The 15,155-nt window shown below is 50.6% G+C and carries 12 protein-coding genes; 5 read left to right on the top strand and 7 right to left on the bottom strand.

The genetic code is table 11. The features are described 5' to 3' along the window. Positions 1 to 65 precede the first annotated feature (65 nt). The 3 genes from N7268_RS06035 to typA all read right to left on the bottom strand — a co-directional run bounded on the left by N7268_RS06035 (position 66) and on the right by typA (position 3,822). Positions 66 to 1,046, bottom strand: a complete 981-nt coding sequence (locus N7268_RS06035) for a sugar phosphate isomerase/epimerase family protein (protein ID WP_260862113.1) — start codon at positions 1,044 to 1,046, stop codon at positions 66 to 68. 8 nt (positions 1,047 to 1,054) lie between these two features. Further along, positions 1,055 to 1,765: a GntR family transcriptional regulator gene (locus N7268_RS06030; protein WP_198907274.1), complete on the bottom strand. Its 711-nt coding sequence runs from the start codon at positions 1,763 to 1,765 to the stop codon at positions 1,055 to 1,057. A gap of 233 nt (positions 1,766 to 1,998) precedes the next feature. Further along, positions 1,999 to 3,822 (bottom strand): ribosome-dependent GTPase TypA, encoded by a 1,824-nt coding sequence (gene typA / locus N7268_RS06025; protein ID WP_198907273.1) that lies wholly within the window; start codon positions 3,820 to 3,822, stop codon positions 1,999 to 2,001. 379 nt (positions 3,823 to 4,201) lie between these two features. On the opposite strand from typA, the gene glnA reads away from it, so the two are divergent. The 4 genes from glnA (at position 4,202) to N7268_RS06005 (ending at position 8,578) form a co-directional block, all read left to right on the top strand. Next, on the top strand, positions 4,202 to 5,611 hold the full coding sequence (gene glnA / locus N7268_RS06020; protein ID WP_137381412.1) for a glutamate--ammonia ligase: 1,410 nt from the start codon (positions 4,202 to 4,204) through the stop codon (positions 5,609 to 5,611). Positions 5,612 to 5,885: 274 nt separating this feature from the next. After that, entirely contained in the window at positions 5,886 to 6,935 is a 1,050-nt protein-coding gene (gene glnL / locus N7268_RS06015) for a nitrogen regulation protein NR(II) (protein ID WP_198907272.1), read from the top strand. An 11-nt stretch (positions 6,936 to 6,946) separates the two neighbouring features. Beyond that, positions 6,947 to 8,356, top strand: a complete 1,410-nt coding sequence (gene glnG / locus N7268_RS06010) for a nitrogen regulation protein NR(I) (protein WP_198907271.1) — start codon at positions 6,947 to 6,949, stop codon at positions 8,354 to 8,356. Between the two features lie 111 nt (positions 8,357 to 8,467). Then, positions 8,468 to 8,578: a YshB family small membrane protein gene (locus N7268_RS06005; RefSeq protein ID WP_096758886.1), complete on the top strand. Its 111-nt coding sequence runs from the start codon at positions 8,468 to 8,470 to the stop codon at positions 8,576 to 8,578. Positions 8,579 to 8,668: 90 nt separating this feature from the next. Here the strand turns inward: N7268_RS06005 and hemN are convergent, their stop codons facing one another. From hemN to N7268_RS05990, 3 genes are all read right to left on the bottom strand, one after another. Then, a complete protein-coding gene (hemN, locus tag N7268_RS06000) occupies positions 8,669 to 10,042 on the bottom strand; it encodes an oxygen-independent coproporphyrinogen III oxidase (RefSeq protein ID WP_260862112.1) in 1,374 nt (457 codons plus the stop codon). Positions 10,043 to 10,230: 188 nt separating this feature from the next. Beyond that, positions 10,231 to 10,746, bottom strand: coding sequence for a Der GTPase-activating protein YihI (gene yihI / locus N7268_RS05995; protein ID WP_260862111.1), 516 nt, complete (start codon positions 10,744 to 10,746; stop codon positions 10,231 to 10,233). 115 nt (positions 10,747 to 10,861) lie between these two features. Then, positions 10,862 to 11,086: a hypothetical protein gene (locus N7268_RS05990; protein ID WP_260862110.1), complete on the bottom strand. Its 225-nt coding sequence runs from the start codon at positions 11,084 to 11,086 to the stop codon at positions 10,862 to 10,864. Between the two features lie 227 nt (positions 11,087 to 11,313). Here N7268_RS05990 and yihA point away from each other — a divergent pair, with 227 nt between their 5' ends. Then, positions 11,314 to 11,946, top strand: coding sequence for a ribosome biogenesis GTP-binding protein YihA/YsxC (gene yihA, locus N7268_RS05985; protein WP_198907267.1), 633 nt, complete (start codon positions 11,314 to 11,316; stop codon positions 11,944 to 11,946). Between the two features lie 333 nt (positions 11,947 to 12,279). On the opposite strand, the gene polA is transcribed toward yihA, so the two are convergent. Beyond that, entirely contained in the window at positions 12,280 to 15,066 is a 2,787-nt protein-coding gene (polA, locus tag N7268_RS05980) for a DNA polymerase I (RefSeq protein ID WP_260862109.1), read from the bottom strand. Positions 15,067 to 15,155 lie beyond the last annotated feature (89 nt).

Raw genomic sequence — 15,155 nt, 5'->3', positions numbered from 1 at the left:
GCTTAAAATAATAGTCTGACCATTCACCAGGAATGGATTGAGAAACCTAAAAGAAGTTAATTTTATTAATTATTTAGAATTTCATGCGCCTCATTTTTAATTTGTTGTAGCACGCTACGTACAAATTCTAATTGTTGGATGGCGTCCTTTTTTTCTTTAATCAAACGTTCTTCCAGAAGTTCGGGGGCTGGCAGAGGGGTTTCACTCATCTGGCGCCAGGGGATCCAGGGATTATCACCTTCGTTTTCAAAGCGAAATGCCGGCGCATAATAATCAACTTCTTCTTCCAGGCCGTAAGCCATAACCTGTGGTTTATCTTCACCTAAACAGATAAGCCTGGTCAGCAATGCTTTGAATGGCATATCACCCTGACCTGAGGTACAGGCTTTATGGCCGAGTCCCGCTTTCTCATTAACGATTAACGCATCTTTAATATGCACCTGCGTGATGTGCGGTGACATGGTGTCTAATGCCGTTAATGGATGCTCGTTGGCATTGATCATATTTGCAAAATCAAAGAGTAATGAGAGTGACTCCATGCCACTGTTCTGAATTAACGAGACTAACTCATGACTCTTCAGGTCTTCATGTTGTTCTAACGTGAAGGTCAACCCGCTATCCTGATAACGATCTCGTACGTATTTGATATCTTCGGTTATTATCGCGAGAACTTCCTGAAGGTTTCCTTCGTAGCGCGGATAAAATCTTACGGAAGACGCACCCGTTTTTAGTGCAATATCGACAGCCTGGTCAATGGCCTTTTTATCTGAGGAACTGGTTTCAATATGCACATCAAGTTCTAACTTACGCGCTTTATCACCAAATGCTGACAACGCCTTGTCATCCATATTTTCCAGAGAAAAGCGCTCGCCATCCAGCACATGGATTTTCACACCGCGCAGATTATTTTCACTGGCAATATCAAGTAAATCATTTGGTAATATACGTTCAAGACGCATATTCAGATGATAAGCATAAGCATGTAGATACAAAGGAAGGTTATCTACACGAGCCAGAATTTTATGTGCATTATCTTTAGTGACCATAAACGTACCTACAAGTTAATGAAGAGATCAACTGCTTCAAATCGCCAATACTCAATATCTATTTGCACGATGTTGCCATCGTTGTCAGCCCGATGTTTTTCAATAAGAATCGCGGGCATACCGGTTGAGCCGCCAATAAATTTGCTGATATCACCCGCCATTCTGATGGGTTTAAAAGCCAGCTTTTTAATTACGGTTTCTTTTTTATATTCATTTTCCCACACGGAAGAAAATGACTGGCTTTCAAGCTGTTCAATAAAGCCTGGGGCAACTTTCGGGTTGATATAGGTTTCATGATAGAAAACTTTATGTCCTTCCAGCGCCCCCCAACCCGTTATCCGATACAGTTCATCAGATGGCGTCGCTGACACCAACGGAGCGGTAACTTCAGGGAAATGCGATACCCGGCTTTTCTCGATAAATCCCCAGGAAGGCTCTCTGCCCTGCTCAAGCGCAGCGCGTTGAAAGCTTGCCGATAATTCCGGGCTGTAGTTAAAGCGAGCCTGCGTGACAAACCATCCCTTGCGGTCTTTACGAAAGATTTTTGATTCAGACTCCAGGTTTAATAGCGCCTGACGCAGCGTCATACGCTTGATACCCAATAGCTCTCCGAGCTCTCTTTCTGAAGGAAGTTTTCCGCCTGGCGTGGTGATCCCATCTTTTAACCAACGATCTAACTTCTCTTTTGCATTTTCAACGGTTGACTGATTACTCGTCATTGTTTAATCCATTTGGTTTAAACCAGATGGTTAATCATACGCTGACGTCGAAAACGAAAGCAAACACACGCGTCGAGCTTTAGAAATAATTGTGACAAAGCTCTCTTATGGCAGGGATCAGGAGGGGAAGTGAGTGAACGCGGCAGAATTCAGCATAAACCGGGGCTGACACCCGGTGACAGGCAAAAAAAACCCCGCCTCGTAAGGCAGGGTCTTGTCATAAAGAGTGTGAATTACTCTTCTTTCGCGCCACGCATTGCACGGCGACGATCGTTTTCAGTCAGGTGACGTTTACGAATACGGATAGACGTTGGGGTCACTTCTACCAGTTCGTCGTCATCGATGAATTCCAGAGCTTGCTCCAGAGTCATCTTAACCGGCGGAACCAGAACCGTTGCTTCGTCAGTACCGGACGCACGCATGTTGGTCAGTTTCTTACCGGTCAGGCAGTTTACAGTCAGGTCGTTAGAGCGGCTGTGAATACCGATGATCTGGCCTTCGTAAACTTCTGCACCGTGACCCAGGAACAGCTTACCGCGGTCCTGCAGGCTGAACAGTGCGAACGCAACTGCTTTACCCTGGCCGTTGGAGATCAGTACGCCGTTCTGACGCTGACCCACATCACCCGCACGAACGTCGTCGTAGTGGCTGAAGGTGGAGTACAGCAGACCCGTACCGGAAGTCATGGTCATGAATTCTGAACGGAAGCCGATCAGACCACGGCTTGGGATCACGTAGTCAAGACGTACGCGGCCTTTGCCATCTGGATTCATGTTTTTCAGGTCGCCTTTACGCTCGCCCAGTGCCTGCATGACAGAACCCTGGTGCTGCTCTTCGACGTCCAGCGTTACGTTTTCGAACGGCTCTTGTTTACGGCCGTCGATTTCGCGGAAGATTACTTTCGGACGGGAAACCGCCATTTCGAAACCTTCACGACGCATGTTTTCGATCAGAACAGACAGGTGCAGCTCACCACGACCGGATACACGGAACGCATCCGCATCTTCGGTTTCTTCAACGCGCAGCGCAACGTTGTGCACCAGCTCTTTGTTCAGGCGGTCAAGGATCTGACGAGAGGTAACATATTTACCTTCTTTACCACAGAACGGAGAGGTGTTTACGCAGAAGAACATGGTTACGGTCGGTTCATCAACGGAGAGTGCCGGCAGCGCTTCGACATTCTGCGTATCGCAGATGGTGTCGGAGATGTTCAGCTCGCCCAGACCGGTGATCGCGATGATATCGCCCGCTTCAGCAATATCACTCTCAATACGTTCCAGACCCAGGTGGGTCAGAACTTTACCGACTTTACCGTTACGGGTTTTGCCTTCGCTATCAATGATAGTGATCTGCTGGTTCGGTTTCACTTTACCGCGTTTGATACGACCGATGCCGATAACACCAACATAGTTGTTGTAATCCAGCTGGGAGATCTGCATCTGCAGCGGGCCGTCGAGATCAACGTTCGGTGCTGGTACACGATCAACGATGGTCTGATACAGCGGAGTCATGTCTTCTGCCATATCTTCGTGATCCAGACCTGCGATACCGTTCAGCGCGGAAGCGTAAACGATCGGGAAGTCCAGCTGTTCGTCAGTTGCGTCGAGGTTAACGAACAGGTCGAATACCTGGTCAACAACCCAGTCAGGACGCGCGCCAGGACGGTCAACTTTGTTGATAACAACAATTGGCTTCAGACCGTGGGCAAAGGCTTTTTTGGTCACGAAGCGCGTCTGCGGCATCGGACCGTCCATTGCATCCACCACCAGCAGCACGGAGTCGACCATGGACATTACACGTTCAACTTCACCACCGAAGTCGGCGTGCCCCGGGGTATCAACGATGTTGATACGGTAGTCATTCCATTTGATAGCGGTGTTTTTAGCGAGGATGGTAATCCCACGCTCTTTCTCCAAATCGTTGGAGTCCATCACGCGCTCTTGGGTTTCAGCACGTGCATCGAACGTACCGGATTGTTGGAGCAGCTTGTCTACCAGGGTCGTTTTACCATGGTCTACGTGCGCGATGATGGCGATGTTACGCAAATTTTCGATCACAACTTTGCCTCAGGCATTTTAGAAATAGCGCGTTATTGTACACGGATTAATCGCAGTACAAAACAGGATCACAAACATCCTCCGCAAACAAGTATTGCAGAGTTTCTTTGTGATCACATTCACGGAGCGTTAAAAGGGTTACTTTATGTCAATTGCACCAACATGGTGCTTAATGTTCACATTAAAGCACTATATTGGTGCAACACAGCGATCATGGTGCAGCCCTTTTGCACGATGGTGCGCATGATAACGCCTTTTAGGGGCAATTTAAAAGTTGGCACAGATTTCGCTTTATAATTTTTACGGCGACACGGCCAATTTTTTGCAGAATTGTAGACTTCGTTACCACGACGACAATGACCAATCCGGGAGAGTAAGTATGTCCGCTGAACACGTTTTGACGATGCTGAACGAACACGAAGTGAAGTTTGTTGATTTGCGCTTCACTGATACTAAAGGTAAAGAACAGCACGTCACTATTCCTGCTCATCAGGTAAATGCCGAATTCTTTGAAGAAGGCAAAATGTTTGACGGCTCCTCAATCGGTGGCTGGAAAGGCATTAACGAATCAGACATGGTGCTGATGCCAGATGCTTCCACCGCGCTCATTGACCCGTTCTTTGAAGAGTCTACTCTGATCATCCGTTGCGATATCCTGGAACCGGGTACGCTGCAGGGCTACGACCGCGACCCGCGCTCCATCGCTAAACGTGCTGAAGAATACCTGCGCGCTACCGGCATCGCAGACACCGTTCTGTTCGGGCCAGAGCCAGAATTCTTCCTGTTTGATGACATCCGTTTCGGCGCATCTATTTCTGGTTCCCACGTGGCTATCGATGACATCGAAGGCGCATGGAACTCCTCCACCAAATACGAAGGTGGTAACAAAGGTCACCGTCCAGGCGTGAAAGGCGGTTACTTCCCGGTTCCTCCGGTAGATTCCTCTCAGGATATCCGTTCTACCATGTGTCTGATCATGGAAGAGATGGGCCTGGTTGTTGAAGCGCATCACCACGAAGTGGCGACTGCCGGTCAGAACGAAATCGCGACCCGCTTTAACACCATGACCAAAAAAGCGGACGAAATTCAGATTTATAAATATGTGGTTCACAACGTTGCACACCGTTTCGGTAAAACGGCGACCTTTATGCCAAAACCGATGTTTGGCGATAACGGTTCCGGTATGCACTGCCACATGTCTCTGTCCAAGAACGGCGTAAACCTGTTCTCTGGCGATAAATATGCCGGTCTGTCTGAGCAGGCGCTGTACTACATCGGCGGCGTCATCAAACACGCGAAAGCCATCAACGCCCTGGCAAACCCGACCACCAACTCCTACAAGCGTCTGGTCCCGGGTTACGAAGCACCGGTAATGCTGGCTTACTCTGCCCGTAACCGTTCTGCATCCATCCGTATTCCGGTGGTTGCTTCTCCGAAAGCACGCCGTATCGAAGTGCGTTTCCCGGACCCGGCTGCTAACCCGTACCTGTGCTTCGCAGCGCTGCTGATGGCGGGTCTTGACGGTATTAAGAACAAGATCCACCCGGGCGAAGCCATGGATAAAAACCTGTATGACCTGCCGCCGGAAGAAGCGAAAGAGATCCCACAGGTTGCTGGCTCTCTGGAAGAAGCACTGAAAGAACTGGATCTGGACCGCGAGTTCCTGACTGCAGGCGGCGTGTTCACCAACGAAGCGATTGATGCGTACATTGCGCTGCGTCGCGAAGAAGATGACCGCGTGCGCATGACGCCGCACCCGGTAGAGTTTGAGCTGTACTACAGCGTTTAATCGTATCTTAAAAATCCGACGCATTTCACGTTGCGGCAAGGCGGCAACTGAGCAAATCCCCATGGCGCATAGATCGTTATGTGACTGGGGTGAGCAAAGGTAGCCAACGCAGCAGCGGCATGAAAGGCGTCAGGAGTTTTTTAGTTGCCGTGGAACTTTTAGCCCATCACACGATGGGCTTTTTTCTCCACCAACAACTTGATCCTTCGCGCTTTTTCTGTGTAAAAAGCTATAATGCACTAAATTGGTGCAACCTTTTTCAGGAGACTGCTGAATGGCAACCGGCACGCTGCCCGATGCTGGGCAGATCCTCAATTCGTTAATCAACAGCATTTTACTGGTCGATGATGAGCTGGCGGTGCATTACGCCAACCCTGCGGCACAACAATTGCTGGCCCAGAGTTCCCGTAAACTGTTTGGCACGCCGCTGCCTGAGTTGCTGAGTTACTTCTCATTAAACATCGGACTGATGCGCGAAAGCCTTGAAGCCGGACAGGGCTTTACGGACAACGAAGTGACGCTGGTGATAGACAGCCACTCACATATTCTCTCTGTGACCGCACAGCGACTTCCTGATGGCCTTATCTTGCTCGAGATGGCGCCAATGGATAACCAGCGTCGTTTGAGTCAGGAGCAACTCCAGCATGCTCAACAAATTGCTGCCCGCGATCTGGTTCGCGGTCTGGCGCACGAAATAAAAAACCCGCTGGGTGGGCTACGTGGCGCCGCGCAGCTTCTCAGCAAAGCGCTCCCGGATCCGGCACTGACGGAGTACACCAAAGTCATTATTGAGCAGGCAGACCGGTTACGTAATCTGGTCGATCGTTTGCTGGGTCCGCAACAGCCAGGTATGCACGTCACAGAAAGTATTCACAAAGTGGCGGAGCGCGTGGTCGCGCTGGTGTCCATGGAGCTACCGGAAAACGTGACGCTGATTCGTGATTACGATCCAAGTCTGCCAGAACTGTTGCACGATCCCGACCAGATAGAGCAGGTTCTGCTGAATATTGTGCGCAATGCTCTACAAGCGCTGGGACCGGAAGGCGGCGAAATTATTCTGCGCACCCGTACCGCTTTCCAGCTCACGCTGCACGGCATGCGTTATCGCCTGGCCGCGCGTATTGACGTGGAGGACAACGGTCCGGGTATTCCTTCTCATTTGCAGGATACGCTGTTCTACCCCATGGTTAGCGGCCGCGAAGGCGGTACCGGGCTCGGATTATCCATCGCCCGTAATTTGATCGATCAACATTCCGGCAAAATTGAATTTACCAGCTGGCCGGGTCATACCGAGTTCTCGGTTTACCTGCCTATCAGGAAATAGAGGTGACGTTTATGCAACGAGGAATAGTCTGGGTAGTTGATGACGATAGTTCCATCCGTTGGGTGCTTGAACGTGCGCTCGCAGGGGCAGGACTTAGCTGCACGACATTTGAAAGCGGTAAAGAGGTGCTGGACGCGCTTGCCAGTAAAACGCCTGACGTCCTGTTATCGGATATCCGTATGCCGGGTATGGACGGTCTGACGCTGTTAAAACAGATTAAACAGCGCCATCCAATGCTTCCGGTCATCATAATGACGGCACACTCCGATCTGGACGCCGCCGTCAGCGCCTATCAGCAAGGGGCCTTCGATTATCTGCCTAAGCCGTTTGATATCGATGAGGCGGTTGCACTGGTAGAGCGTGCCATCAGCCATTATCAGGAACAGCAACAGCCGCGTAATGTGCAGATCAACGGCCCGACCACCGATATCATTGGTGAAGCACCTGCGATGCAGGATGTCTTTCGCATTATTGGCCGGCTTTCCCGTTCTTCAATCAGCGTATTAATCAACGGTGAATCCGGGACCGGTAAAGAGCTGGTCGCCCACGCTCTGCACCGTCACAGCCCTCGCGTCAAAGCACCTTTTATCGCGCTTAATATGGCGGCTATCCCGAAGGATTTGATCGAATCTGAATTGTTTGGCCACGAAAAAGGGGCGTTCACCGGCGCAAATACGATTCGCCAGGGGCGCTTCGAACAGGCGGATGGCGGCACGCTGTTTTTAGATGAAATTGGTGATATGCCGCTGGACGTGCAAACGCGGTTATTACGCGTCTTAGCCGACGGACAATTTTATCGTGTTGGCGGCTATGCGCCTGTGAAAGTGGATGTGCGTATCATCGCCGCCACCCACCAGAATCTGGAACTGCGCGTTCAGGAAGGTAAATTCCGAGAGGATTTATTCCACCGTCTGAATGTCATTCGCGTGCATTTACCGCCGCTGCGAGAACGTCGTGAAGATATCCCTCGCCTGGCGCGTCATTTTCTGCAGGACGCCGCACGTGAGCTGGGTGTTGAAGCTAAGCAACTACACCCCGAAACCGAAGCCGCTCTCACTCGTCTGGCCTGGCCGGGAAACGTGCGTCAACTTGAAAACACCTGCCGTTGGTTAACGGTGATGGCCGCGGGTCAGGAAGTACTGATTCAGGACTTACCGAGCGAACTGTTTGAAGCCACCGTGCCAGATACGCCTTCACACATGCAACCAGACAGCTGGGCAACCTTGCTGGCGCAGTGGGCCGACCGGGCATTACGCTCCGGTCATCAAAACCTGCTTTCTGAAGCGCAACCCGAGATGGAGCGTACGCTGTTAACCACCGCACTGCGCCATACTCAGGGCCATAAACAAGAAGCGGCGCGCTTGCTCGGATGGGGGCGTAACACCCTGACGCGCAAATTAAAAGAACTCGGTATGGAGTGACGATTCGTCACTGTGTAAAGATTGATAATTGAGCGCAAATTGCTGCTATTTTGCGCTTTACTGTTCCGATGAGTTAAGTATGATCGTGCCCGGCAAACGGGGGGAGTCATCATGCTGGAATCAATTATTAACCTGCTGTCGAGCGGTTCAGTCGAAAGCCATACACCACAAACTGCAGTTGCTGCAGTACTGTGTGCGGCGCTGGTTGGACTGTTTAGCTGAGAGTGTGCCGGATAGCGTCAACGTGTATCCGGCCTGCAGGCTGTCGCGACGTGTATGCCCGGTAAGCGGTTTCGCCACCGGGCAACGTTGCTAAATCACCCGCGAGAATTGCTGCATCCGCGCTTTCTGGCGCAAATACGCATCAAAGCACATGCAAATGTTACGGATCAGCAGGCGACCTTTCGGCGTGACCTGAATCCCCTTCTCATCCATGTCCACCAGCCCATCTTTCGCCAGTGGCGACAATAGCGCTAAATCTTCAGCAAAATACTGCGCAAAATTCAGATCCCATTGCTTTTCCACGGTAGCGTAGTCAAGGCGGAAATTGCAGATCAGGAACTTAATCACATCACGACGAATGCAGTCATCACGGGTAAGTGCGATACCACGCCATAACGCATTCCCCTGCTCATCAACCTGCTGGTAATAGTGCTTTAGCTCTTTCTGGTTCTGTGCGTAGTGATCGCCAATCATACTGATGGCAGACACGCCCATCCCCAGCAGATCGGTATCACCCTGGGTGGTATAGCCCTGGAAATTACGATGCAGAACACCCTCGCGCTGAGCAATCGCCAGCTCGTCATCCGGGCGGGCAAAGTGATCCATCCCGATAAACTGATAGCCTGTTTCGGTCAGTGAAGAGATGGTCTCTTGCAGAATATCCAGCTTTTGTTGCGCGCTGGGCAGGTCGGCATCTTTGATCTTGCGCTGAGCGGCAAACAGCGTCGGCAAGTGCGCATAGTTAAAGACGCTCAGGCGGTCGGGATTAAGCTCAGCAACGCGCTTCAGGGTGAACGCGAAGCTTTCTGGTGTCTGTTTTGGCAGGCCGTAAATCAGGTCGATGTTCGTCGATGTAAAGCCTATCTCACGCGCATGATTGAGCAACGCGAAGATAAATTCCTCATCCTGCTCACGGTTTACCAGCCGCTGAACCTCTTTATTGAAGTCCTGCACCCCCATGCTCAGACGGTTAAAGCCTTCAGCACGTAAATGATCGAGAACATCCAGCTCAATTTCACGGGGATCCACTTCGATCGAGATTTCGGCATCTGCGTTAAACGTGAAGTTCTCACGAAGCAGCGTCATTAACCGACTGATTTGCGCCTTATTCAGGTAAGTTGGCGTGCCGCCGCCCCAGTGCAGCTGACTCACGTTCCGTCCCGCAAACAGCGGTGCGCGATGAATAATTTCTTGTTCTAATACATCGAGATATTGATCGGCTTTGTGCTGCTGACGCGTCACAATCTTGTTGCAGCCGCAGAAGTAGCACAGTTTGTGGCAGAACGGAATGTGGACGTACAAAGAGAGGGGACGCTCAGGATAACGCGCAACGGCTTGTGAAAATGCCTCAGCGCCATAGTCTTCGGAAAACTCCAGCGCGGTCGGGTACGACGTGTATCGTGGCCCGGAATAGTTATATTTCTGGATCAGGGCCAGGTCCCAGTCAATTAGCTGCTCAGACATGCTCACTCCTTCCGATGGCGTTTCTGGCGGGTACGGCGTACCGGCTTAACCCCACCGCGGGTGATAAGCCGGCTGCGCAGCCACTTTTGTCGCCGCGACAATCGCTGTAGTTTAACGAATAACCACACCAGATAACATATAACCGGAAGGGTTATAAGCAGGACGGGAAGGCCCACGGTGTAAAACCGTTAATTGCCACCCTTCAGCAGGCGCATCAGATCTTCCTGCTTCTCGTCCTCTTCTTCCTCTTCTTCATCGTCATCATACGAGAGCCCCAGCTTTTGCATCAGCTCATCGATGCGATCCAGCTTAGCATCTACCCAGCTCTGATCTTCAGCGCTCAGCGTTTCTCCCGCTTCAAGACGTTCCAGCAGCGCATCCAGGCGCTCATCTGTTTCCAGTAAATCCAACTCAGCCTGCGGTGAAAGCATAGGTTTCTCACTCTTCGGTTTATGCTGTTTGGTGACTTTTTCGGTCACGCCTAATGGAATAGGGTTTTTACTGCCAATACGAGGATCTTTCTGCTTAGACGTGTTCCCACCGCCTGATGAGCCTTCGCTACCGGTCGCACGACTGCCCGCCGCATGGCCGCGGTGTTTTTTCTGACGTTTGCGGTCGCGGGCTTCCTGGTTAATTTCTTCACGCGTTTTACGGCGTGCTTTAGTTGGGCCTTTACCGCGTGGTGTAGAAGTTGGTTTCATCATAATTCGTCTTTGGCTGTTTTTATTCAGTATACATTTGCGGCGGAATCTAGCAGAAAGCAAGCAAAGAAAAAAGGCGACAGAGTAATCTGCCGCCTTTTTTCCTGACTCTCCGCCCTTAATGGGCTCTACAATCCCTGTCGGCCATCAACACACCCTGTTTTTCCCTTAGCCTGAAACATTCCTTGTCAGTTCCATTTCCCTTTACTAACGTCTCCAGACGTTTGTCTTCCTGACAATCCTGCGTCTTCGCCTCCTGGCGCTCCTGACCCTCATCCTGAGTCGTATGTCCTGCCAGCATCCTCGCTATGGGCGCTACTTTACCCTTTTGGGTTAAACTCACAAGTAACCTGCGTAGCATTTTTGCTTATTCAGAATAATGCCTACTCGTAATTATATGATTTTATTGCTTTAGGATATTATTCCTTCTGTTATTTCTCATAAACACTATCGGCAATGTCTCACAACGCGCTGGTTTTTTACTTACACAACCCGCGTGCCGAAAAATCAGCCTTTTGCTGGTGTTCAGGTATAATCGCTGCAAAGCCTTGATTGATGGAGACGACCGCTTTGACTAATTTGAATTATCAACAGACGCACTTTGTAATGAGTGCGCCTGACATTCGCCATTTACCTTCCGATACGGGAATCGAAGTGGCTTTCGCTGGCCGTTCCAACGCAGGCAAATCCAGTGCACTGAATACCCTGACGAATCAAAAAAGCCTGGCGCGTACCTCTAAAACGCCCGGCCGTACTCAGCTCATCAACCTGTTTGAAGTCGTTGACGGTAAACGCCTGGTTGACCTGCCGGGATACGGTTACGCAGAAGTCCCGGAAGAGATGAAGCGTAAATGGCAACGCGCGTTGGCTGAATACCTTGAGAAACGTCAGAGCCTGCAAGGTTTAGTCGTTCTGATGGATATTCGCCACCCGTTAAAAGATCTCGACCAGCAGATGATCCTGTGGGCCGTAGAAAGCAACGTGCAGGTTCTGGTATTACTGACCAAAGCGGACAAACTGGCCAGCGGCGCACGTAAAGCACAGTTGAATATGGTACGTGAAGCCGTACTGGCGTTTAATGGTGATGTGCAGGTAGAAGCCTTTTCATCGCTGAAGAAGCTGGGCGTAGATAAGCTGCGTCAGAAGCTGGATACCTGGTTTAGCGAACTGGCGCCAGTTGAAGAGATGCAGGACGGGGAATAACCCAATGATATGCCGGATGGAGGCGCTGCGCGTCTTGTCCGGTTTATAGTATGGACAACACGTTTCTTGCGCACAATAAAAAACGCCCCAGTCATTACTGACTGGGGCGGCTAAAATATTCAGCCAAATCCGATTACGTGAAGTAAAAGGTCTGAAAGATAGAACATCTTACCTCTGTACCCTACGCGAATAACTTTACTCTTTTTTGAGCAACTCAGAAAGTATTTTTTGTAATTTTTTTTCACTCCCGACATAGGGAATTCTAATGGATATCACAAAAAATTCTCACTTATGTTGCTTAGTTACGAAAAGAGCGTGTTATTCAGCTAACGCTTAGTGCGCTTGATCCCAGTTTTCACCGCTACCGACTTCAACCAGCAACGGCACATCAATACGCGTCCCGTTCTCCATCAATTGATGGATCTTTTTCGATACGCTTTCCAGATCATCTTTGTGCACTTCAAAGACCAGTTCATCGTGTACCTGCATGATCATACGTACGCGAGGTTGCTCGGTCTGCAGCCATCCGTCTACGGCTATCATAGCGCGCTTAATAATATCTGCTGCGGTACCTTGCATCGGGGCGTTAATCGCTGCGCGTTCAGCACCGGCACGACGAGCACCATTACTGGACTTAATATCCGGTAAATAGAGTCGACGCCCTTCGAGCGTTTCAACGTACCCTTGCTCTTTTGCCTGTGCACGTGTGCGTTCCATATATTCCAGCACGCCAGGATAGCGTTCGAAATAGAGATCCATGTACTTCTGTGCTTCTTTGCGCGGAATATTCAACTGACGCGCAAGGCCAAAGGCGCTCATCCCGTAGATCAGACCAAAGTTAATGGCTTTCGCGCTACGACGCTGCTCACTGGTCACCGAGTCGAGTGGCAGGCCAAAAACTTCCGCAGCCGTTGCACGGTGAATGTCTTTTCCTTCGGCAAAGGCGGTCAGCAAGCCCTTGTCACGAGAAAGGTGCGCCATAATGCGCAGTTCGATTTGCGAGTAGTCCGCCGAGACGATCACATAATCTTCTGGTGCAATGAACGCCTGGCGAATACGACGACCTTCTTCGTTACGCACCGGGATGTTTTGCAGGTTAGGATCGGTAGATGATAAACGTCCAGTTGCCGTAACAGCCTGATGATAAGAGGTATGTACGCGCCCGGTTTTCGGATTGATCATCAGCGGAAGTTTATCCGTGTAGGTCGATTTCAGTTTCGCTAACCCACGATGTTCCAGAATCACCTTCGGTAACGGATAATCCAGCGCTAACTCTTCCAGGACTTCCTCTGACGTTGACGGTGCCCCACCAGGCGTTTTCTTCAGCGGTTTTATACCCTGCTTTTCAAACAGAATGGTTTGTAACTGCTTAGTCGAAGAGAGGTTAAAGGCTTCCCCGGCGATCTCGTGCGCTTTTTTCTCCAGTTCATTCAAACGCTTCGTCAATTCTTCTGAGTGCTTATGCAGTACTGCAGGATCGATTTTCACACCGTTGCGTTCGACACGAGACAGCACCGGAACCAGCGGCATATCGATATTTTCGAAGACGTTGAGTGGTCCTTTGTGCTTTTGCAATTCCGGCCACATTTTCAGATGCAGTTGCAGCGTAACGTCGGCATCTTCTGCGGCATAGCGCCCGGCTTCTTCCAGTGCAATCTGGTTGAAGGTCAGTTGGTTTTTACCTTTACCGGCGATCTCTTCAAAAGTGATGGTTTTATGTTTCAGCCAGCGATCGGACAGGCTGTCCATATCGTGTCGCCCGGCAACGCTGTTGAGCGTATAGGATTCAAGCATGGTATCAAAGACGATACCGCGCAGTTCAATATCGTAATTCGCCAGTATGCCGCGATCGTACTTCAGGTTTTGCCCGACTTTATGCGCTTTTTCATCTTCCAACAGCGGCTTCAATAGCGCCAGCGCGCGGTCGCGGGAGATCTGATCGGGAGCATCCAGATAGTCATGAGCAACAGGAACATAGGCCGCAACACCCGGTTCGATGGCAAAGGAGAGGCCGACCAGATTTGCAGAGATGTTGTCCAGGCTGTCCGTTTCAGTATCGAAAGCAAAGACCGGTGCTTTTTTCAGCTTCGCAATCCACGCTTCCAGCGTCGCTTCGTCGAGAATCGTCACATAGTTATCGTACGAGAGAACCGTTGCAGGTTCCTCGGGGGTTTCATCTATAACTATTGTTTCCTTCGATTTTGCCGCGGGTTTTGCCCCTTTCGCCTGCAACCATTTACCGGCTTCAACGTCAGCGACCCAGCGCTTAAACTCATACTGTTTAAACAGACCTAGCAGTTCGTCTGCTGCGGGTTGCTGCACTTCCAGCTGTTCACAGGTTAACTCCAGCTCAACATCCGTTTTGATGGTAGCCAGCTTATAAGAAAGGTACGCCACCTCTTTATTCTGCTCGAGCTTACCGGCCATGGTTTTTGCGCCACGGAATGTCAGCCCGGCTATTTTGTCTGATTCAGCATAGAGCGTGTCCAGCCCGCCCAGCCCCTGAAGCAGCGCCTGAGCGGTTTTTTCACCTACCCCCGGAACGCCTGGAATGTTATCGGAGGAGTCACCCATCAGCGCCAGGAAATCGATAATCAGTTCCGGAGGAACGCCATACTTGTTCACCACCTCATCCGGCCCGAGGATCGTGTTGGTCATGGTGTTGATGAGGGTAATATTGGGCGTGACCAGTTGGGCCATGTCTTTATCACCGGTGCTAATCAGTACCGGACGCCCCACTTTTTCCGCTTCACGCGCCAGCGTACCGATAACATCGTCCGCTTCCACACCGGATACCGCCAGCAGCGGCAATCCCATCGCTTTTACCATCGCATGCAGAGGCTCAATCTGCGCACGCAGATCGTCCGGCATGGGCGGACGGTGTGACTTGTAGTGTTCGAATAATTCATCACGGAAGGTTTTACCCTTAGCGTCGAAGACCACTGCCGCATGCGTTGGCTGGTATTGCAGAATCAAGCTACGCAGCATGTTGAGGACGCCGTACATCGCTCCCGTAGGTTCTCCCGCACTGTTAGTCAGCGGCGGAAACGCATGGTATGCGCGATACAGGTAAGATGAACCGTCTACAAGGATAAGTGGGTTTTCTGGGATCTGAACCATAATGTCCGTGCCTGTTTATCAGATTATGGGTAAAGGATGCCACAGACAGGATGAAAACATGAGTTTTTCACCGCATTTGTCGAAAAACT

Source organism: Citrobacter sp. Marseille-Q6884 (genome assembly GCF_945906775.1).
Lineage (GTDB): Bacteria > Pseudomonadota > Gammaproteobacteria > Enterobacterales > Enterobacteriaceae > Citrobacter.
The sequence above is the reverse complement of the archived record's forward strand: the minus strand, read 5'-3'. Positions and strand labels throughout refer to the sequence as shown.

What these genes read in the sequence shown, in the direction of transcription:
- N7268_RS06035 (WP_260862113.1), bottom strand. Translation starts at nt 1,046, where the DNA reads ATGGTCACTAAAGATAATGCACATAAAATTCTGGCTCGTGTAGATAAC.
- N7268_RS06030 (WP_198907274.1), bottom strand. Translation starts at nt 1,765, where the DNA reads ATGACGAGTAATCAGTCAACCGTTGAAAATGCAAAAGAGAAGTTAGAT.
- glnA (WP_137381412.1), top strand. Translation starts at nt 4,202, where the DNA reads ATGTCCGCTGAACACGTTTTGACGATGCTGAACGAACACGAAGTGAAG.
- glnL (WP_198907272.1), top strand. Translation starts at nt 5,886, where the DNA reads ATGGCAACCGGCACGCTGCCCGATGCTGGGCAGATCCTCAATTCGTTA.
- glnG (WP_198907271.1), top strand. Translation starts at nt 6,947, where the DNA reads ATGCAACGAGGAATAGTCTGGGTAGTTGATGACGATAGTTCCATCCGT.
- N7268_RS06005 (WP_096758886.1), top strand. Translation starts at nt 8,468, where the DNA reads ATGCTGGAATCAATTATTAACCTGCTGTCGAGCGGTTCAGTCGAAAGC.
- hemN (WP_260862112.1), bottom strand. Translation starts at nt 10,042, where the DNA reads ATGTCTGAGCAGCTAATTGACTGGGACCTGGCCCTGATCCAGAAATAT.
- yihI (WP_260862111.1), bottom strand. Translation starts at nt 10,746, where the DNA reads ATGATGAAACCAACTTCTACACCACGCGGTAAAGGCCCAACTAAAGCA.
- polA (WP_260862109.1), bottom strand. Translation starts at nt 15,066, where the DNA reads ATGGTTCAGATCCCAGAAAACCCACTTATCCTTGTAGACGGTTCATCT.